The sequence below is a fragment of the Photobacterium sanguinicancri genome, assembly GCF_002265265.1.
Lineage (GTDB): Bacteria > Pseudomonadota > Gammaproteobacteria > Enterobacterales > Vibrionaceae > Photobacterium > Photobacterium sanguinicancri.
This window is the reverse complement of sequence record NZ_NOIF01000029.1, coordinates 1-20038: the sequence shown is the minus strand read 5'-3', so window position 1 is coordinate 20038 and position 20038 is coordinate 1. Positions and strand designations below refer to the sequence as shown.

Annotated in this window: 17 protein-coding genes; 7 read left to right on the top strand and 10 right to left on the bottom strand. The window is 46.0% G+C overall.

Features of this window, described 5'->3' with window-relative positions; genetic code table 11:
* Positions 1–63: 63 nt before the first annotated feature.
* Entirely contained in the window at positions 64–402 is a 339-nt protein-coding gene (gene uspB, locus ASV53_RS06870; protein ID WP_048900483.1) for a universal stress protein UspB, read from the bottom strand.
* Positions 403–472: 70 nt separating this feature from the next.
* Positions 473–1000 (bottom strand): non-heme ferritin, encoded by a 528-nt coding sequence (ftnA, locus tag ASV53_RS06865; RefSeq protein WP_048900484.1) that lies wholly within the window; start codon positions 998–1000, stop codon positions 473–475.
* Between the two features lie 246 nt (positions 1001–1246).
* On the opposite strand from ftnA, the gene uspA reads away from it, so the two are divergent.
* Together uspA and ASV53_RS06855 are read left to right on the top strand one after the other, a co-directional pair.
* The gene (uspA, locus tag ASV53_RS06860; protein ID WP_062688204.1) at positions 1247–1669 is read left to right on the top strand and encodes a universal stress protein UspA; all 423 of its coding nucleotides are present in this window, start codon (positions 1247–1249) and stop codon (positions 1667–1669) included.
* A gap of 135 nt (positions 1670–1804) precedes the next feature.
* Positions 1805–2686, top strand: a complete 882-nt coding sequence (locus tag ASV53_RS06855; protein ID WP_094956560.1) for a carboxylate/amino acid/amine transporter — start codon at positions 1805–1807, stop codon at positions 2684–2686.
* 106 nt (positions 2687–2792) lie between these two features.
* Here ASV53_RS06855 and fre read toward each other — a convergent pair whose 3' ends face one another.
* From fre to trxA, 6 genes are all read right to left on the bottom strand, one after another.
* Positions 2793–3503, bottom strand: coding sequence for an NAD(P)H-flavin reductase (fre, locus tag ASV53_RS06850; protein ID WP_094956559.1), 711 nt, complete (start codon positions 3501–3503; stop codon positions 2793–2795).
* Positions 3504–3547: 44 nt separating this feature from the next.
* A complete protein-coding gene (locus ASV53_RS06845; RefSeq protein WP_062688203.1) occupies positions 3548–3814 on the bottom strand; it encodes a 2Fe-2S iron-sulfur cluster-binding protein in 267 nt (88 codons plus the stop codon).
* 112 nt (positions 3815–3926) lie between these two features.
* Positions 3927–5810, bottom strand: coding sequence for a 4-hydroxy-3-polyprenylbenzoate decarboxylase (gene ubiD / locus ASV53_RS06840; protein ID WP_094956558.1), 1884 nt, complete (start codon positions 5808–5810; stop codon positions 3927–3929).
* Between the two features lie 108 nt (positions 5811–5918).
* The gene (locus ASV53_RS06835; RefSeq protein ID WP_239928743.1) at positions 5919–6908 is read right to left on the bottom strand and encodes a hypothetical protein; all 990 of its coding nucleotides are present in this window, start codon (positions 6906–6908) and stop codon (positions 5919–5921) included.
* A 329-nt stretch (positions 6909–7237) separates the two neighbouring features.
* The gene (gene rho / locus ASV53_RS06830; RefSeq protein WP_062688197.1) at positions 7238–8503 is read right to left on the bottom strand and encodes a transcription termination factor Rho; all 1266 of its coding nucleotides are present in this window, start codon (positions 8501–8503) and stop codon (positions 7238–7240) included.
* A 194-nt stretch (positions 8504–8697) separates the two neighbouring features.
* Positions 8698–9024: a thioredoxin TrxA gene (trxA, locus tag ASV53_RS06825; RefSeq protein WP_048900490.1), complete on the bottom strand. Its 327-nt coding sequence runs from the start codon at positions 9022–9024 to the stop codon at positions 8698–8700.
* A 332-nt stretch (positions 9025–9356) separates the two neighbouring features.
* Between trxA and rhlB the strand changes: the two genes are divergently transcribed.
* Both rhlB and gppA read left to right on the top strand, forming a co-directional pair.
* A complete protein-coding gene (gene rhlB, locus ASV53_RS06820; protein ID WP_094956556.1) occupies positions 9357–10655 on the top strand; it encodes an ATP-dependent RNA helicase RhlB in 1299 nt (432 codons plus the stop codon).
* Between the two features lie 17 nt (positions 10656–10672).
* On the top strand, positions 10673–12175 hold the full coding sequence (gppA, locus tag ASV53_RS06815) for a guanosine-5'-triphosphate,3'-diphosphate diphosphatase (protein ID WP_094956555.1): 1503 nt from the start codon (positions 10673–10675) through the stop codon (positions 12173–12175).
* A gap of 103 nt (positions 12176–12278) precedes the next feature.
* Here the strand turns inward: gppA and prlC are convergent, their stop codons facing one another.
* Positions 12279–14321: an oligopeptidase A gene (prlC, locus tag ASV53_RS06810; RefSeq protein ID WP_094956554.1), complete on the bottom strand. Its 2043-nt coding sequence runs from the start codon at positions 14319–14321 to the stop codon at positions 12279–12281.
* 219 nt (positions 14322–14540) lie between these two features.
* Here prlC and ASV53_RS06805 point away from each other — a divergent pair, with 219 nt between their 5' ends.
* Positions 14541–15380, top strand: coding sequence for a 23S rRNA (adenine(2030)-N(6))-methyltransferase RlmJ (locus tag ASV53_RS06805; RefSeq protein WP_094956553.1), 840 nt, complete (start codon positions 14541–14543; stop codon positions 15378–15380).
* A gap of 175 nt (positions 15381–15555) precedes the next feature.
* On the top strand, positions 15556–16911 hold the full coding sequence (gene gorA / locus ASV53_RS06800; protein WP_094956552.1) for a glutathione-disulfide reductase: 1356 nt from the start codon (positions 15556–15558) through the stop codon (positions 16909–16911).
* Between the two features lie 121 nt (positions 16912–17032).
* Here gorA and ASV53_RS06795 read toward each other — a convergent pair whose 3' ends face one another.
* Complete coding sequence (locus tag ASV53_RS06795) at positions 17033–18193, bottom strand: conjugal transfer protein TraF (protein WP_062688187.1); 1161 nt, start codon at positions 18191–18193, stop codon at positions 17033–17035.
* A gap of 353 nt (positions 18194–18546) precedes the next feature.
* On the opposite strand from ASV53_RS06795, the gene ASV53_RS06790 reads away from it, so the two are divergent.
* The gene (locus ASV53_RS06790) at positions 18547–19914 is read left to right on the top strand and encodes a YjiH family protein (RefSeq protein WP_094956551.1); all 1368 of its coding nucleotides are present in this window, start codon (positions 18547–18549) and stop codon (positions 19912–19914) included.
* Positions 19915–20038: the final 124 nt, after the last annotated feature.

The window sequence follows — 20038 nt, the reverse complement described above, 5'->3', positions numbered from 1 at the left end:
GTAATAACGACGATTGGCAAACAGAAATCACCTCGATATTCGGCCAAGATCGGACAATCGGTCTTACATGCCGAGATAAGCCACTACAAAAATGGCAATAAAGAAAACCATCAAGAAGGTACTGGCAAGAATAAATAACCGACGAACTTTAATGCACTTGGCCATAAATACAGGATCGTGATGCTTATGGTATTGCTGACTGCGAATGTAATGAAACAAACGAATTTGTTTACTGACATTGCCTTGAGATGAGAAGAAACCACGACCATCCACTTGCTGATAAAGCAAGGGATCACACTCGCGCATGATGGCGAGTAATGTACGTAATGTACTGACATACCTAGAAACGTTAACAACGGCAACCATAAACAGCGCCAGCAGTAATGCATCCCCACTAATCATAAACAACCCCCAAACTACCTTAGACACAAGCAGGGGATAAAGGGTGCATCAATACACCCTATACTATGATTTAACCTGCTTGCGTATCCATCACAGACGACGATCCAGCTTTGGCCATCGCTGCCAAGTCTTTGTCGATAAAGAACAAGGCTTTACCGTCTTCACCAACCAGTTCTATCTTGTCTAGAACACCTTTAAACAACTTCTCTTCTTCGTGTTGTTCTGCGACATACCACTGTAAGAAGTTAAATGTTGAGTAATCTTGAGTAGTGAACGCCACATGCGCCAGCATGTTGATTTGTTTAGTAATCAACTGCTCATGCTCATACGTCTCACGGAACACATCACCCAGTGATGCAAATTCGTGTTTTGGTGCTTCAATCGCACCCAGAATCGGCATTGCACCCGTTTCACTCACGTACGTGAATAAACGCTGCATATGTTCCATTTCTTCAACAGCATGGGCACGAAGAAACTCAGCAGCACCTTCAAAGCCTTTATCTTCACACCATGCACTCATTTGCAGGTATAGGTTTGAAGAGAAAAACTCCAAATTAATTTGCTCATTCAGTTTTTCAACCATCGCTTGCGCTAACATCGCACTACTCCTTCTTATACAATTGTAATAGAGACATTGTCACAGCGCACAATCAAGTTTGCAACATAACAAAAGTAAGTATCTGAGGTGACACTCCTCAGTTAGGGATAAGATACGAAAAGAAAAGACAAAAAGACCACTCTGTATGGAATTTTATAGTTAGCATCAAGGGTGAGATCTACACGATATTTTTGCGCCATACTCAGTGGTAGCATGAAATTAAACCGTGATAAGGAGTGCAAAGTTATGGCTTACAAACACATTCTCGTTGCTATTGATCTATCGGAAGACAGCTTCGTTTTAGTCAACAAAGCTGCCGCATTGGCCAAGGCTGTTGATGCTAAATTATCGCTGATCCATATTGATGTGAATTATGCCGAACTTTATACCGGCCTGATTGATATTAACTTGTCTGATGCTCAGCATCGTATGGCAGATGAAGCGCAGCACCACTTAAAATCCCTATCAGAAAAAGCAGGGTATCCCGTTTCTCACACCCTTGTGGGCAGTGGTGATTTAGCCGATGAAATCTGTCAGGCGATCGATGACCTTGATATCGAACTGATAGTGTGTGGTCACCACCAAGATTTTTGGAGTAAAATTCTGTCTTCAGCGAAACAGCTAATCAACCGTACACCTGTTGATATGCTAATGGTGCCACTAAAATAGTACTGCCATCGTCACCTCGAGCGGTAAAGCCAACTTACCGCTCCGACCTCTTGCCTTAAACTAGCATTTTCATGCTTGTTGCAAAGGCTTTCAGGTACACTATCGCCATGACATCTATGGATTAATCGAATTGTTATGGGATATCTTTCAGCTATTACCTTGCTCTGGGCGTTTTCATTTAGCCTGATTGGGGTATATCTTGCGGGTCAAGTCGACGCTTGGTTCTCGGTACTCACTCGTGTGTCACTAGCGGCACTGGTGTTTTTACCTTTCTTACGTAAGCAATACTTACACCCCAAATTAGCGGCTAAGTTAATGGTGGTGGGTGCCTTTCAGCTTGGCATCATGTACTGCTTCTATTACCAGTCTTTCTTGTATCTGTCGGTACCTGAAGTGCTGCTCTTCACTGTTTTCACGCCGATTTATGTCACTCTGATTTACGATGCACTGCACCGTCAGTTTTCAGCTTGGTATCTTGTGACCGCGGTTATTGCCGTCTTGGGCGCAGCCGTCATTAAATTTGAAGGCATTAATGAAAACTTCATTATGGGGTTTTTAATCGTCCAAGGCGCTAACCTAAGCTTTGCGATTGGCCAAGTCGGCTATAAGCGAACCATGGAGCAAGAAAACAAAGATATCCCGCAGCATACTGTGTTTGGCTTGTTCTATTTAGGCGCAATGTGCGTCGCCATACCGATGTTTTTGATGTTTGGTAATACCGATAAACTGCCCACCACTACCACTCAATGGGGAGTGCTACTGTACCTGGGTACGATGGCGTCAGGCTTAGGCTACTTTTTATGGAACAAAGGAACAACCATGGTCAATGCTGGTGCCTTGGCAATCATGAATAATGCCTTAGTACCTGCGGGATTGATTGTAAATATCGTGATTTGGAATCGTGATGTTGATTACCCACGCTTGATCATTGGCGGTATTATCATCGTCTTTTCATTGTGGCTAAATGAAACTTGGGTCAAACGTAAGGTCGCGGCATCGCGCCAAGCTAGTGTGTAGCCACCACCTCGCCATGTTTCTCATGTCGTAACAACAAAAACGGCGAGCCAATGGCTCGCCGTTTATATATGTCATCCCAAGTTAGCTAAACTGCTGCCATTTCGTCTTAGATAAACGAAAATGCATCGGCGAACATACGCTCACGCTCTGCACCTTTTTCTGCGGTGAACAGTTCGCGTGCTGCGCCTGCCATCTCAAAACGGCCACAAATATAGATATCGTAAGCTGATAGGCTAACAAAATCGTTACTCACAGCTTCCAGTACATTGCCCACTTTGCCTTGCCAAGCCGCTTCAGCTTGCTCAACCACAGGCACGTAAGTCAGGTTCGCGTGTTTATCCGCCAACGCCTGTAGTTCATCATTTGCGTACAGCTGGCATGCGTCACGGCCACCCCAGTAAACAAAGATAGGCTGGTTCACGCCACGGCTTAAACAGTTATCTAAAATACTGCGTACGTAAGAAAAGCCCGTACCACCAGCAATCATCAGTAGCGGCTTCTCACTGTCAGTGCGCACCCAAGCGTCACCGTGTGGTGCTTCGATTTCAACAGGCGTGCCCGCAGCAAGTGCCGCTTTCATGGTTTCCACCACTTCAATCGCGTACGGGTTATGCTCTGCGGCACCAATATGGAGCTCTAGCTCACCTTCACGGCACGGGCTGCTTGCTATCGAGAATGGGCGTTTATCTTTCTCACCCATAACGGCTAACAGGTACTGACCGGCTTTGAAATCGATCGCTTTTTCTGGCTGCAATAAAATACGGAATGTATTACATGCTAATGATTCAACTGACTTTACTTCACATTTAATCGACATGGTTGTCCTCTAGTCGTTCAGGAGCATGGTCGCGTTCGATGTCGCTAATCCATGCTGAGCACCAAGTCGCTTTTCGCCGTTGCTTGGCAAGTAAACATCCAACCCTGCGCTTGCTCTTTCTCAGTAAGCATAGGCTCAAGTTGGTAAGTTATCTCACCCGATAGTTTTCGGCACATGCACATCGCACATGCACCGACTTGGCAACGATTAGGAAAAGCAATGCCTGCGTTGAGCGCAGCCTGCAAGACGCTTTCATGCTCGGTAGCAGTAAAAGTGACATCAGCAGGTAGCAGGCGAACTTGGTACGTCATAATATTCTTAGTAATAGTGTCTTGGCTAAAATGCGGTTAGTCACTGGCACGTTAACAAGACTCATTAAAAACAGGTCATCACCTATGATAACCTGTTCAGCCTTGGAGATAACTACGATTTAAAAATCGCTAACTCATCCCAAATAGCATCGACTTTAGCAACAATCGCGGGATCTTTGCTAATAGGGGTTCCCCATTCGCGATCCGTTTCACCTTGCCACTTATTGGTCGCATCCCAGCCCATTTTAGAGCTGCTACCCAACGAAAGTTGCTCCGCTGCCGCCCCATTAATCATAATGGCATCACGACTTGGATCCATTCGGGTAGTGACCGCCCAAATCACATCATTCCAATCGCGTACATTGACATCATCATCACAGACAATCACAAATTTGGCATCGGTGAATTGTGCTAAGAAAGCCCACACAACTTCCATCACAGCAATTGCCTGACCTGCACCTTCTTTTTTGATGCTGACAATCGCCATACGGTGCGCATCAGCTTCGGGTGGTAAATAGCAATCGAGAATTTCAGGGTGTTGCTCTCGCAACGCTTTAAGCCCAGCATCGACATCAAAATCATGGTTAACGATTAATGCTTCGCTCGGTGAGTTTGCCGTTTCAGCTTCCCATTTGATCGTGACATCTAAGCCCATTTTTGACCCTAAGCCAACGACAGGCGAAGCAAAGTCCAAGGAATCAATTGGGGTGTTATCGATCATCACAGTGTCGCGCACCGGATCCATGCGAGTGGTCATTGCGTGAATCACGCTGTTCCAGTCACGTGCGTTGACATCGTCGTCGCACACCACCACAAACTTGGTGTACATAAACTGACGCAAGAAAGACCACACGCCCATCATGACGCGTTTCGCATGACCTGGATATTGCTTCTTCATGGTCACTACCGCCATGCGGTATGAACACCCTTCAGGCGGTAAGTAAAAGTCGGTAATTTCAGGGAATTGTTTTTGCAAAATAGGCACAAACACTTCGTTAAGTGCCACGCCTAATACCGCTGGTTCATCGGGCGGACGGCCCGTATAGGTACTGTGGTAAATCGGGTTATTGCGCATGGTTACGTGGGTAACCGTAAACACATGATGGCTTTCGACTTCATTATAATAACCGGTGTGGTCACCATAAGGCCCTTCATCGGCAAACTCCGTCGGGTCGATATACCCTTCTAGCACCACTTCTGCGCTCGCGGGGACATCAAGGTCATTGCTAAGGCTTTTCACTACCTCGGTTTTGCTGCCACGTAACAGCCCTGCAAAAGCATACTCAGATAAGGTATCTGGTACTGGGGTCACCGCCCCAAGAATCGTCGCAGGATCCGCACCAAAGGCAACAGTTACAGGAAAAGGTTCGCCTGGGTGGGTTTCCATCCAGTCACGTAAATCAAGCGCCCCACCACGGTGAGCAAGCCAACGCATGATCACTTTGTTTTTACCCAACTTCTGTTGACGGTAAATACCCAAATTCTGGCGTTTTTTGTTCGGTCCCTTGGTGATGGTCAAGCCCCAAGTTAATAGTGGCGCCACATCGTCTGGCCAGCAGCTCATCACTGGGATTTTATCAAGGTCAACCTCATCACCTTGCCAGACAATTTCTTGGCACGGCGCTTTACGTAAGCGCTTCACTGGCATGTTTAAGACTTGCTTGAACACGGGCAGTTTGTCCAGTGCGTCACGAAAGCCTCGCGGCGGCTCTGGTTCTTTTAGATACGCCAGCAGCTTACCCACTTCGCGTAGCTCTTTGACGTCCTGTCTACCCATCCCCATAGCTACACGGTCAGGCGTGCCAAACAGGTTGGTCAATACTGGCATGTCATAGCCAACAGGATTTTCAAATAGCAATGCAGGACCGCCCGCGCGAAGCGTGCGATCACTGATTTCGGTCATTTCTTGATTGGGATCGATAGGCTGCGATATTCGCTTTAGTTGCCCTTGCTGCTCAAGGCGATCAATAAAGTCGCGCAGGTCCTTGAATTTCATAGGTGCTACCCGTTACCAAGCGGCACCCTCACTATGCGAGTGCCCATCAATTAATGGGCGATATTATAACGAGTTGTTAACCTAATCTCACCTGATTATGATTATCAGTTACTGCTCGAGTACAATTTGAAGATTCTTTTTCAGTACATGACTGCTGTGTGATGTGGCGAGCTGACGTAACCAACTGGTGTAACCTTGCTGCGCTAGTTGCTGTGCAACGACTTGGCCTTCATCAACCTCGCCCATTTTGGCGATCAAGAATTGGCGCGTTGACGCAGGCATCGGCCTTAGGGTAATCAATGAGCGATAGGCTTGTCGCTTTAATGATGGGTTGGTAGTGGCCGCCATCAATTGCTCAAGCGCTAAAGGGGTCGGCGCCATCTCGGTTAAACGCGTTAATTCTTGATAGCTATAGGTATCGGTACGACGGCGCCATAACAGTTGATACATTTTACTGTCGCCAGAATGCGCAGCTAAACTTGCAATAATGGCATTATCAGGGAGCCACATCAGTTGATTGTCAGATTGAAACTGGGTGACTAAGGTGGCGATTGCATCGGGGGAAAGTGTATCTACCCGCTCTAAAAACAAGTCACGACGGCGCTTTTGTACCACAGCGTCTGTTGTTAACCAATGCGATAGCTGCAAGGTGCCAGATTCTGCTTTACGCACCATGTCATCGGCTTGTAATTGATGCTCCCAATGCTGGATCAATGTACGTGCTGGTGCCCCATAGTGAAAAGCAGCTTTGGTCACTAGGTAACCATCCCCTTGTTCTACTATGGTAAAAGTAGGTTTACGCCCTGCTTGTTCAGCCAACCATGTAGCTTTAGCTTGATCAACTTGACCAAATTCCACCGCAAATAATACTAATTTTTCACGAACAGCTTCTTGAGAGAGTGGTGGTAATTGCGAGAGGTTAAATTCTAAGGCGCGAAAATCATTACGCTTATAGAGCGTAGTTAGGGCGTTCACCCGAGTCTGCACTTGCGCTGATGCTAAGGTGGCGAGTACCTGTTGTTCTGACACATCTTGTGCCAAAGCGGGCGCTGTCCACATCGTCAGTAGCAAGGGTATCATGCACAGTCCTTGTCGCATGTTATCTCCTATTTTTCGAAAGGAAGATGAAGAACATTCTGTGCTCTACTATCTATATTGCATCATAGGTAATACTGTCATCCTGACTTGCCTATTTATTACCTATACAGTATTCCAATCACAATACCAAGCTGAATGATTATTCTTATTAATAACCACCACCTCAATAAGCAACCTTACACCTATACGTAATGATTTCGTCATCAAGACGTAATTGAACACTGAATTTAATTCAGTATGCCTGAAAGGCAACCAATAAAAAACGCCGCACTAGGCGACGTTTCTTTAATTTGTGACCGAGCTAACTTTCTAGCTCAAGACCAACTCAATTATGAGTTTTGGCGACGCATAGCATCGAAGAACTCATCGTTCGTTTTGGTCATTGAGAGCTTGTCGATCATGAATTCCATCGTATCGATTTCGCCCATTGCATGGACAATCTTACGTAGGATCCACATTTTCTGTAGCTCGTCAGATTTCGCCAGTAGCTCTTCACGACGTGTACCAGAGCGGTTAATGTCGATAGCTGGGAATACGCGTTTTTCAGCGATTTTACGAGATAGGTGCAGTTCCATGTTACCTGTACCTTTAAATTCTTCGTAAATAACTTCATCCATTTTAGAACCAGTATCCACTAGCGCTGTTGCGATGATAGTTAAGCTACCGCCTTCTTCTACGTTACGTGCTGCACCGAAGAAACGCTTAGGACGGTGAAGAGCGTTTGCATCAACACCACCAGTTAGTACTTTACCTGATGAAGGTACAACGGTGTTGTATGCACGCGCTAGACGTGTGATTGAATCCAGAAGGATAACCACGTCTTTTTTGTGCTCAACAAGACGTTTTGCTTTCTCGATAACCATTTCAGCAACCTGAACGTGGCGAGATGCAGGCTCATCGAACGTTGATGCAATAACTTCACCTTTAACTAGGCGTTGCATCTCTGTTACTTCTTCCGGACGCTCATCAATCAGCAATACCATCAACTCACACTCTGGGTGGTTGTAAGCAATGCTTTGTGCAATGTTCTGTAGCAACATGGTTTTACCCGCTTTCGGCGGAGCAACAATCAGACCACGCTGACCTTTACCAATTGGCGATGCTAAATCAAGAACACGTGCCGTGATGTCTTCTGTTGAACCGTTACCACGTTCCATACGCATACGATCGTTAGCGTGAAGCGGAGTTAGGTTTTCAAATAGAATCTTATTACGCGCGTTATCCGGCTTATCGTGGTTAACTTCGTTGACTTTTAATAGTGCAAAGTAACGCTCACCGTCTTTTGGTGGACGAATCTTTCCAGCAATGGTGTCACCAGTACGAAGGTTGAAACGGCGGATTTGACTTGGAGAGACGTAGATGTCATCAGGGCCGGCGAGGTAAGAACTATCAGAAGAGCGAAGGAAGCCGAAGCCGTCTTGAAGAATCTCTAGAACACCATCGCCAAATATGTCCTCACCACCCTTCGCGTGTTGTTTAAGAATTGCAAAGATAATATCTTGCTTTCTTAAACGCGCTAGATTTTCCAATCCTAAGCTTTCGCTAAGCGCAACAAGCTTTGGAATAGGTTGGCTCTTCAGTTCTGTAAGATTCATAGTGGTGGGTTTCTTGTTTGTCAAAATGGGGTTCTATATAGTTGAGAGAGTTAATGACCAATGGGGCTGGTCATGAAATGAACAAGTTTGATAATGTCGTGCGATAAGTTAGCACTAAACCTTCCATCCGTCTAGCATAGTCGGAAGACAAACTGTGCACAACAAAGAAATTGTGCACAGCTCGTATTTACAGCTTAAACGTTCGCGTCTAGGAACTCTTTAAGTTGAGATTTTGATAGCGCGCCCACTTTGGTCGCCGCTACGCTGCCATCTTTAAATAGCAGTAATGTTGGAATGCCGCGAATACCAAACTTAGGAGGTGTTGCTGCATTTTGGTCAATGTTTAGCTTACCAATCGTCAGTTTGCCTTCGTACTCGTCAGCAATTTCGTCAAGAATTGGGGCAATCATTTTACATGGACCACACCATTCAGCCCAAAAATCGACTAGTACAGGTCCTGCAGCGTTAATTACATCACTTTCAAAGCTTGCATCGCTTAGCTGCACAATCTTGTCGCTCATCTTCCACTCCAATGGTTGATTTTATTAGCTTATACCAATCTGGATAAGTAAATGTTCAATGTTTAACTGATAAACCGCCAGTATATTCAAAGCGTAAACAGCAATAACTAGTCTGTCTAGTCTGGGGTATTTAGGCTTTATAAAGGTTATTTAAATCCGCTTACATGATCAGATAGCTCGTCTGATAAGTATTATTTATACGCTACAAAGTTTGAATCAGGCTAGTCGAATTACGTTAAACCTGACCTATCTCATAGTATAAAGAGCAAATCGTTACCCTATTTGAATTGAATCCGTTTCGTATTGCAACCCTAAGCTGATATTCTATAGCAATGAAGACGACTCATATCACAGAGCAAAAATTTGCCGACCTTGGTCTAGAACCAACGGTTGTAGCAGGTTTGGACAGCAAGGGTTTCTACAATTGTACCCCGATCCAAGCCTTGGCATTGCCGGTAGTGCTCTCCGGCCAAGATATTGCAGGACAGGCTCAAACAGGTACGGGTAAAACCCTTGCCTTCCTGACTGCTACTTTTAATCACCTACTACTTAACCCTGCATCAGCAGAGCGTAAGCAGAACCACCCACGCGCGATTATCATGGCTCCAACGCGTGAGTTGGCGATTCAAATTTATAACGATGCTAAACCGTTATTAGAAAGCACGGGTCTAACCGCAGGCTTAGCTTACGGTGGTGAAGCGTACGAAAAACAACAGAAAACACTCGAAAATGGTGTTGATATTCTGGTGGGTACGTGTGGCCGTATTATCGATTTCTACAAGCAACGTGTTATCGATCTACGCAGTATCCAAGTTGTTGTACTTGATGAAGCCGATCGCATGTTCGATTTGGGTTTCATTAAAGATATCCGTTTCTTGTTCCGTCGCATGCCGGCACCTGAAGCTCGTCTTAACATGCTGTTCTCTGCAACGCTGTCTTACCGCGTAAAAGAACTCGCTTTTGAACACATGAACAGCCCAGAAAGCGTTGTGGTTGAGCCTGAACAAAAAACAGGTCACCGCATTCAAGAAGAGCTTTTCTATCCTTCAAATCAAGAAAAAATGCGCTTACTGCAAACCTTGATTGAAGAAGAGTGGCCAGATCGCGCAATCATTTTTGCCAATACTAAACACCGTTGTGAAGATCTTTGGGCGCATCTAGCAGCCGATGACCACCGTGTTGGTTTGCTAACAGGTGATGTTCCGCAGAAGAAACGCATGCGTATTCTTGAGCAATTCACCCAAGGCGAAATTGATATTCTTGTCGCAACAGACGTTGCTGCACGTGGTCTACACATTCCACAGGTAACTCACGTATTTAACTACGATCTACCTGATGATGCTGAAGATTACGTTCACCGTATTGGTCGTACTGGCCGTGCAGGTGCAAGTGGTCACTCGATCAGTTTTGCTTGTGAAGGTTACGCAATTAACCTACCAGCAATTGAAACTTACATTGAGCACTCAATCCCAGTTTCTAAGTACGACAGCGAAGCGCTAATGACAGAATTGCCAGCGGCACTGCCTGTACAACGCACTCCACGCCAAAATGGTAACCGTCGTAACAATTCGCGTCAGGGACAAGGTCAGGGACAATCTCGTCAGCGTCGTCGTCCGCAAACGCAGAAATAATAAGAATCGATAAATCTATGGAAAGAAGCTCAGTATCACCTTTGTACGCAGCGATTGATTTAGGCTCCAACAGCTTTCACATGTGGATTGTCCGCGAAGTTGCTGGCAGTGTTAAAACACTCGCAAAAATAAAGCGCAAAGTGCGTTTGGCCGCAGGGTTAAACCACGACAATATCCTCAGCGATGAAGCCATGCAGCGTGGCTGGGAATGTCTAAGCCTATTTGCTGAACGTCTTCAAGACATTCCCGCAGAGCGCATTCGTATTGTGGGTACCGCCGCGCTTCGTACAGCGGAAAATGCTGATACTTTTCTTGCCAAAGCAAAAACGATTCTCGGTCACCCGGTTGATATTATTCCGGGTGAAGAAGAGGCGCGTATCATCTACCAAGGTGTCGCGCATACTTCAGGTGGCAGTGACAAACGCTTAGTGGTCGATATTGGCGGAGCCAGTACCGAGGTCATCATTGGTTCTGCATTTGATGCCAGTGCCCTCACTAGCCTAAAAATTGGCTGTGTCACCTGGCTTGAACGTTACTTCAAAGACCGCGCACTCAGTGCCGCTAACTTTGACGCCGCTATTACCGCAGCTAAAGCGGCCATTGATCCGATCTTAGCGCAGTACAAACAGCTAGGCTGGGATACCTGTGTGGGTGCCAGTGGCACGGTACAAGCCTTACAAGAAATCATGCTGGCACAAGGCATGGATGAAGTTATTACGCTGCAGAAATTGAAACGCATGCAGCGTCAGGCGATGCAATATGAACGCTTGGAAGATTTAGACATTGAAGGGTTAACCTTAGAACGAGCATTGGTATTCCCGAGTGGTTTATCGATTCTTATCGCCCTGTTTGAATCGCTCAATATCGAGACCATGACGCTTGCCGGTGGTGCACTGCGTGAAGGTATGGTTTACGAAATGATGAGCCAAATGCGTCATCATGATGTTCGTGAACGCACCCTCAACAGTGTTCAACGACGCTTTCAGCTTGATGCGATTCACGCCGATAATGTAGCGAATACCGCAATGACCCTGCTCACCAGTTGCCAAGATGAATGGCAACTTGAACAGCAAGCCCCTTGCCTGCTTCATGCCAGCAGTACCTTGCATGAAATTGGCGCAAGTATTGAGTTCAAAAAAAGCGGCGAGCATGCGGCATACTTGGTCAACCATATCGATCTGCCCGGCTTTACCCGTGCGCAGAAACACCTGATTGCCGAGTTACTTCGTCGTCACCGTGAAGCACTCACCAGCTTGCCAGAACAGCATGCTTTATCTGCATCAAGTGCAACCCGTATTCTACGCTTACTACGATTAGCCGTGATACTTTGTCATCGTCGCGACCACCAGCATCAACCAATAGTGACGCTAACAGCAAAAGACAATAATCTCACGCTATCGTTACCCAACGCATGGCTTGTCAGCAATCCGCTGACCAATGCAGAACTTCAGCAAGAAGCGAACCGCCAAACCGATTTGGGTTGGCCGTTGCACATCATCGCCATGGATGACGAGGCCTAATCGGCATTACCTTATTCATGCGATAACTGTTTTAGTACGATCAAAAAAGGCTCCCTTCACTAGGAGCCTTTTTTATTATCGGCAGATAATTACTAACAAAAGGTTAGCCAGTAATACCACAATGACGCAGCATCGCATCAAGCTGTGGCTCACGGCCACGGAAGCGTTTGAACAAGGTCATCGGTTCTTCACTGCCACCACGCTCTAAAATGCAATCCAAGAAATCAGCACCCGTTTGTGGGTTAAAGATCCCTTCTTCTTCGAAGCGAGAGAATGCATCAGCAGACAATAGTTCGGCCCACAAGTAGCTGTAATAACCTGCGCTATAACCACCCGCAAAGATATGGCTGAAGCTATGTGGGAAACGTCCCCACTCGGGGCCCTGTACAACAGACACTCGTGATTTAATGTCAGCTAAGGTTTCCAGCACTTGCGCACCAATCTCTGGGTCGTATTGGGTGTATAGACTAAAATCAAACAGACCAAATTCAAGCTGACGTAAAATACCCATCGCTGATTGGAAGTTTTTAGCCGCTAGCATTTTATCGAGCATTTCTTTTGGCAGGGCTTCGCCTGTCTCAAAGTGACCCGAAATAAACGCCAGTGCTTCTTCCTCCCAACACCAGTTTTCTAAGAATTGGCTCGGCAGCTCTACGGCATCCCAAGGCACACCATTAATACCCGATACCGCAGGTGCATCGATTTGGGTCAGCATGTGGTGAATACCATGACCCGTTTCATGGAATAGTGTCACGACTTCATCATGGGTAAATAAGGCTGGCTTATCACCAATCGGCTTGTTGAAGTTACAGGTTAGGTAAGCAACCGGCGTCTGCAACGAGCCATCAATGCGAGTGCGGCGCACCATGCATTCATCCATCCATGCCCCGCCACGTTTGTGCTCGCGAGCATATAAATCGAGGTAGAAGCTACCACGTAGTTCACCTTTGCTGTCAAAGATGTCGTAGAAAGTAACGGCTTCATCCCAGACATCCACACCATCACGCTGCTTCACATCCATGCCGAAAACACGTTTCAGTACTTCAAACAAACCCGCAACTGCGGTTTTCTCAGGGAAGTACGGGCGTAACTGTTCATCCGAAATGCTGTAGCGATGCTGTTTTAGTTTTTCACTGTAAAACGCGAAATCCCACGGTTGCAGATCATCGGCACCAAACTCATCTTTGGCAAACGCGCGTAACTCAGCAACTTCACGCTCACCTTGTGGCTTGGCGCGAGTGGCGAGATCGTTCAAAAAGCCCAACACTTGTGCTGGAGACTCTGCCATTTTTGTCGCCAGCGATTTTTCACTATAAGTGCTAAAACCTAATAAGCGTGCTAATTCATGGCTTAGTTTCAGCTTCTCAGCAATGATCTCACTGTTATCCCATGTTCCTGCGTTCGGGCCTCGATCTGACGCACGGGTCACAAACGCCTCGTACATTTCTTGGCGTAAGGCACTGTTATCACAGTAGGTCATCATAGGTAAGTAAGAAGGAATTTCCAACGTAAACAGGTAACCGTCTAATTCTTTCGCTTGCGCAGCGGCTTGAGCGGCTTGCAGTGCTGAGTCAGGTAAACCCGTGAGTTCAGCTTCATCTGTTACCTGCTTGTTCCACCCCATGGTGGCATCTAACACATTATTACTGAAGGTTGAGGCTAACTCTGATAGGCGCTTGCTGATTTCACCATAGCGGTGTTGCTCATCAGCAGGTAAACCAATACCTGACAATTCAAAGTCTTTTAACGCATCGGTGATCGATTTTTGCTGTGCTTGGTTCATGTCAGCAAAATCATCACTCGCTTTAATCGCTTTGTACGCTTCGTACAAGCCTTTATGTTGACCAACCCACGTGCCGTAATCAGACAGCATAGGTAAACAACCTTCGTAAGCCTCACGCAATTCAGCACTGTTTTTCACACCATTTAAATGAGAAACAGGCGACCAAATTTGGCTTAATCGATCATCTGTTTCCGCCAGTGGTTCACAAATAGAATCCCAGCTTGGCGGCGCATCGTTTGCCAATACCTCTTCTACCTTGGCACGACAGTCAGCAATCGCTTGTTCAACAGCAGGTTGAATGTGCTCAGCTTTAATGAGAGAAAACGGAGGCAGATCCGTCATGGTCAATAGTGGGTTTGACATGCGCTTATCCTTTATGAGGTTATCCCTATTAAATGTGTCTTTCTGTGGTTAAATTCAATCCCTTAGTTAACCTTAGAGCAAAAATTAATGTCCCATTCGGCTTTAATTATGTGCCAGCAACTTAAATAAGCCAGCGCTTAGCACCTTCGAAACTGGATATTCATCATGATTTGGCGATAATAGCGCCTCACTATCCTTATTCGTAGCAGAGACCCCCTTATGCTGAGTTATCGTCATAGCTTCCACGCAGGCAACCATGCCGATGTGGTAAAACACATTGTTCAAAGCCTGATTTTGGATTCGCTCAAGCAAAAAGATAAACCATTCGTTTACCACGATACCCACTCAGGGGTTGGCCGTTACGATTTACAAGATGAGCGTAGCGAAAAAACGGGTGAATTCCTTCAAGGGATCGCACGTATTTGGTCGCGAGACGACATCCCAGCTGAGATTGCATCGTACATTGATGCGATCAAAATGCTGAACGACAGTGAAGAGCTGCGTTACTACCCGGGTTCACCTAAGGTGGCGAGCGCACAGATCCGCGGTCAAGACCGTATGGTATTAACCGAGCTGCATCCAACAGACTTCCCGCTTTTACTGCAAGAATTCCGTGGCGATCGCCAAGTGAAGATCTATAAAGAAGATGGATTTACACGCTTAAAAGGCAGCCTGCCACCCAAAGAGCGTCGTGGTGTGGTGTTGATTGACCCTCCGTACGAACTAAAACGCGAATACATGGATGTGGTAAAAGCCATCCGTGAAAGCCACAAACGTTGGGCTACCGGCACTTATGCTATTTGGTACCCTGTGGTTTACCGCGAAAACATCGATAAAATGATCAAAGGCTTAGAAGATACAGGTATCCGTAAGATCCTAAAAATCGAACTCGGCGTAGAGCCTGATACTGAAGAACGTGGTATGACCGCCTCAGGCATGATTGTAATTAACCCACCGTGGAAACTTGAAAGCCAAATGAAGGCGATTCTACCGTGGCTACAACACGCTATTTCACCGGTAACGGGTTTCAATACTGTTGAGTGGATTGTGCCGGAATAATCGCGCCACCCACCATTACGTTACATCGACTGGCGAGTCACAATGCTCGCCAGCTCACATCTCTTTTCTCTCTCTTTTCAATCCCCACCACTCCTGCTCGTATCTCATAGTTTTCTCCATTACACTAAACCCAGAATAAATGGCGATAAAAAATTACAAATAGGTGGAGAAAGTCATGGCGAAGCATTTTGATTATATTTGTATCGGCGGTGGTAGCGGCGGTATTGCCTCAGCAAACCGAGCTTCAATGTACGGCGCAAAAGTCGCGATTGTAGAAGCAAAAGCCCTTGGCGGTACTTGTGTAAATGTAGGTTGTGTACCTAAAAAAGTAATGTGGCACGGCGCACAGATTGCTGAAGCAATGCACCTTTACGCGAAAGACTACGGCTTTGATGTCGATGTTAAAGGATTCAACTGGGGCAAACTGGTTGAAAGTCGCGAAGCCTACATTGGTCGCATTCACCAAGCGTACGACAATGTCCTTGGCAATAATAAAGTCGAAGTGATCAACGGTTTTGCGACCTTCATTGATGCAAAAACCATTGAAGTTAACGGCGAGCATTACACTGCCGATCATATTCTGATTGCGGTAGGCGGTGAACCAACCATTCCAAACATTCCTGGTGCCGACCACGGTATCGATTCAAACGGTTTCTTTGAGCTAACCGAGCAACCAAAACGTACAGCCGTTATTGGTGCTGGCTACATTGCAGTAGAAATTGCAGGCGTACTGAGCGCACTAGGCACAGATACTCACCTATTCGTGCGTAAAGAATCGCCACTGCGTAGCTTCGATCCACTGATCGTAGAAACACTGGTTGAAGTGATGGATGCAGAAGGCCCAACCTTGCACACCCACTCAATTCCCAAAGAAGTGGTTAAAGAAGCAGATGGCACCTTCACCATGCACTTTGAAAATGATGAATCACACAACACAGATTTAATCATCTGGGCGATTGGCCGTCACCCAACCACAGACAAGATCAACCTTGCGGCAACTGGTGTTGAAACCAACGACCGTGGCTACATCAAAGTAGATGAATACCAACAAACCAATGTAGCTGGCATTTACTGTGTGGGCGATATCATGGAAGGCGGTATCGAGCTAACACCTGTCGCGGTTAAAGCGGGTCGTCAGTTATCTGAGCGCCTATTCAACGGCAAAACCAACGCGAAGATGGACTACAAGCTAGTCCCAACCGTGGTATTTAGCCACCCGCCAATTGGTACTATCGGTCTGACTGAACCAGAAGCGATTGCACAATACGGCGAAGACAATGTGAAAGTGTACAAATCTGGCTTTACCGCGATGTACACAGCAGTAACCGCTCACCGTCAACCTTGTAAGATGAAGTTAGTGTGTGCAGGCCCAGAAGAAACAGTCGTGGGTCTTCACGGTATCGGCTTTACGGTTGATGAAATGATCCAAGGCTTTGGTGTTGCGATCAAAATGGGCGCAACCAAAGCAGACTTCGATGCAGTTGTGGCAATTCACCCAACAGGCTCGGAAGAATTCGTGACTATGCGCTAGTCGCACTCTGAATTTAAGACAATAAAATTCGAGAAAACAAGATTCGAGATAACAAGATTTGAGAAAAAAAAAGGGAAGCAGTTAGCTTCCCTTTTTTAATGCATCAACTGAAGTCAGTGGCTTATAGTGTAAACACTAACTGCGCAGATACACCGTAGTTATTGTCTTGACCGAACTGACCCGCTAGGTCGAAACCAAATGCACCAAACGGTGTGAAACCAATACCAGCCGTCATTAAGCTCTCAGCGTGATCTGTCATGCTGTGGCTGTAACCTGCACGCAACTGCGCCCATTGCCATGCATCTAGCTCAACACCCAGCTTTGCAAACTGTGTGCTGTAATCAAACTGCTTAAAGGATTGTTGTTTATTTAGATCAACATCTGCCGCCACGGTAAACCAACCATTGGCATAAGCGGCACCTAGCTTGTACTGTGGCTCAACCATGAAGGTCGCGCTGTAGCTTTTGCCTTCATCACCAATGATCTTGTTGGTTTCTAGCTCTTGCGAGATAAGATTCATCGCAGAAAAACCAATCGTCACATTTTCAACTGGCTGGTAAGACACACCCAAATCCATATTGAATGCTGAGCTTTGCTCTGGATCATCAATCTCAAAATCAAAGGTACTCACGCTTTCCATCATGTTTAGCGCAACCAGCGTTTGGAATTTAGGCGATACCCCCACAGAGAAACGCTTACCGTAAGCGCTAAGCTCAAAAGATTTCGCTAGTGTCACACCCAAATCAACCGTACCACCCGCAAGACCTGTTGCCATCGAATCTAGGTCATTTGGATTTGGGTTGGTAAAATCACTCTCAGCCACCTCGGTAACCGCAAACGCCGCAACACTTGCTTTCGCAAATAGGCTAGCACTCACAAAACGGTTAGGGATAGATACCACCATACCGACTTTGGTTTCTGCTGCTATTTGGCCGTTATCCAATGCACGCAACGCATCTTCCCACTCACCACGTACACTTGGATCGTTTTCCAAACGATCATTCAAGTTTTGGAAATCATCTAGTTTGGTCATCATGTCATCAGCATCATGTGCGCTGACATTGATGCTTGGTAGCAACATACCAAAGTCATCATTGCTTTTATAATTTGTTGCCATCGCTGGGTTGTAAAACGCAGCAGTTAAATAACTGGCAGACGCAACACCCGTACCACCCATAGCTCCGCCACGTGCATCCATACCTGTGTAAGCTGCAGACGAAAAAGATACCAACGGCAAAGCTGCCGCAACCATTAATGAGATACCACTACGATTAATATTCATAATCCCTATTTAATTATCATTTTTTATTGAAAGCGCAAATGCGCGGGGATTATATCGGTCAAAATGACGTAAATATATATCTATCAATATCATAGAGTAAAAGCATTAATTTACATTGAATACAGGCTTGCTTTTTAATTCTCCTTTTGGCCTAAAATCTAACTGAATAATTACGCTGGCAAGGCGTCACAGTCGACACAATCACGCATAAAAAAGCAAATTATCCGATTTAGTATTCCATCAACACGCAATTCTATGTAATATTCGTCTGGCTATTTACGATATATCAGTGAATGGTTATGCGTTAAGTTGATTAGATAAATTTTCCAACCAACAATAAATTCGGATGTTGTATGCAAGAACAGACAATCAATCTAAAGAACCCCACCACAGCAAACTGGCTGATGTTCCTGATCCCTTCTCTACTGGGGGTTTTCTTGTTTATGGCGCCCATCAATTACCAAGACAGCATCACCATTCCTATTGCGGTGCTTGCTAAGTCGGTACAAGCCCTGTTTGAAGGCATGCTAACCACAATTGTGACTGTATCAATCACAGCAACCGCACTCGCGACCATCGCAACAAAAATCGTTAAACCACGCGCTATTTTAGACAACAATTTTTTGAGTGGTTTATTGAACCCTTCCCTTGCGTGGTTTGTGGTACAGCAGCTTGGCGCTATTTTTGTGGTCATGACTTACTTTGAAGTCGGCCCTGCCATGATTTATGACGGCGCGACAGGCGGCTTGGTCTTACATGATCTACTACCTGTACTATTCTCTGTCTTTATCTTTGCAGGCCTACTATTACCACTGCTGCTAAATTTTGGCTTACTGGAGTTCTTTGGCGCTTTGTTCGCAAAAGTGATGCGCCCGATCTTTGGTCTACCAGGTCGTTCAGCGGTTAACTGCATTGCATCATGGCTTGGCGACGGCAGCGTTGGCGTACTAATGACCAGCAAGCAGTACGAAGATAAAATTTACACCGAACGCGAAGCCGCCGTTATCGGTACCACCTTCACCGCTGTCTCTATTACTTTCAGTTTGGTTGTGATTGCCCAAGTAAACCTTGAGCACCTGTTTGCCCCGTTCTACCTCACTGTATGTTTGGCCGGTTTTGCCGCTGCTGTTATCGTGCCGCGTTTACCGCCGCTGTCTTGGAAAAGAAACCAATACATCGATGGCTCAACCGATCTTGTCGACCACGAAGCCATTCCAGAAGGCAGCACGGCGATCCGCTTTGGCTTAGAACAAGGTTTACTGAAAGCCAGCCAAGTGACGAGCATGCGTAAAGTGGTTATTGATGGTATTAAAAATGCCATGGACATGGTCTTTGGGGTGCTACCCGTTGTAATGGCGATTGGTACAGTTGCCCTGGTTATTGCAGAGAATACTCCAGTCTTTAACTACCTAGGCATGCCATTTATCCCGCTACTGGAGCTGCTACATATTCCGGAAGCAGCGGCAGCATCGAAAACCATTGTTGTCGGCTTTGCTGACATGTTCTTGCCTTCAATTTTAGCTGCCAGCATTGAGAGTGACTTAACCCGCTTTGTGATTGCAGCAATGTCGGTTACTCAGCTGATTTACATGTCTGAAATTGGTGCGCTACTGATTGGCAGTAAAATCCCAGTGAAACCATGGGAGCTATTTGTGATTTTCATTTTACGTACCTTAGTAACCTTGCCGGTTATCGCTTTGATGGCACACATCATTTTCTAAGCTATCACTTAGAGCACAAATTCAAACGTCAAAAAGCCTGCTAAAAATGAAGTGACCCCATTAAGTTGGACATTTTAGTTAAGCGGCTTGTAAGGCCTGATTTCGATATTCTATCGGAGTCAGG

Bases quoted from the DNA above. Each gene is read 5' to 3' on its own strand.
- uspB (WP_048900483.1), bottom strand. From the start codon at position 402: ATGATTAGTGGGGATGCATTACTGCTGGCGCTGTTTATGGTTGCCGTT.
- ftnA (WP_048900484.1), bottom strand. From the start codon at position 1,000: ATGTTAGCGCAAGCGATGGTTGAAAAACTGAATGAGCAAATTAATTTG.
- uspA (WP_062688204.1), top strand. From the start codon at position 1,247: ATGGCTTACAAACACATTCTCGTTGCTATTGATCTATCGGAAGACAGC.
- ASV53_RS06855 (WP_094956560.1), top strand. From the start codon at position 1,805: ATGGGATATCTTTCAGCTATTACCTTGCTCTGGGCGTTTTCATTTAGC.
- fre (WP_094956559.1), bottom strand. From the start codon at position 3,503: ATGTCGATTAAATGTGAAGTAAAGTCAGTTGAATCATTAGCATGTAAT.
- ASV53_RS06845 (WP_062688203.1), bottom strand. From the start codon at position 3,814: ATGACGTACCAAGTTCGCCTGCTACCTGCTGATGTCACTTTTACTGCT.
- ubiD (WP_094956558.1), bottom strand. From the start codon at position 5,810: ATGAAATTCAAGGACCTGCGCGACTTTATTGATCGCCTTGAGCAGCAA.
- ASV53_RS06835 (WP_239928743.1), bottom strand. From the start codon at position 6,908: ATGCGACAAGGACTGTGCATGATACCCTTGCTACTGACGATGTGGACA.
- rho (WP_062688197.1), bottom strand. From the start codon at position 8,503: ATGAATCTTACAGAACTGAAGAGCCAACCTATTCCAAAGCTTGTTGCG.
- trxA (WP_048900490.1), bottom strand. From the start codon at position 9,024: ATGAGCGACAAGATTGTGCAGCTAAGCGATGCAAGCTTTGAAAGTGAT.
- rhlB (WP_094956556.1), top strand. From the start codon at position 9,357: ATGAAGACGACTCATATCACAGAGCAAAAATTTGCCGACCTTGGTCTA.
- gppA (WP_094956555.1), top strand. From the start codon at position 10,673: ATGGAAAGAAGCTCAGTATCACCTTTGTACGCAGCGATTGATTTAGGC.
- prlC (WP_094956554.1), bottom strand. From the start codon at position 14,321: ATGTCAAACCCACTATTGACCATGACGGATCTGCCTCCGTTTTCTCTC.
- ASV53_RS06805 (WP_094956553.1), top strand. From the start codon at position 14,541: ATGCTGAGTTATCGTCATAGCTTCCACGCAGGCAACCATGCCGATGTG.
- gorA (WP_094956552.1), top strand. From the start codon at position 15,556: ATGGCGAAGCATTTTGATTATATTTGTATCGGCGGTGGTAGCGGCGGT.
- ASV53_RS06795 (WP_062688187.1), bottom strand. From the start codon at position 18,193: ATGAATATTAATCGTAGTGGTATCTCATTAATGGTTGCGGCAGCTTTG.
- ASV53_RS06790 (WP_094956551.1), top strand. From the start codon at position 18,547: ATGCAAGAACAGACAATCAATCTAAAGAACCCCACCACAGCAAACTGG.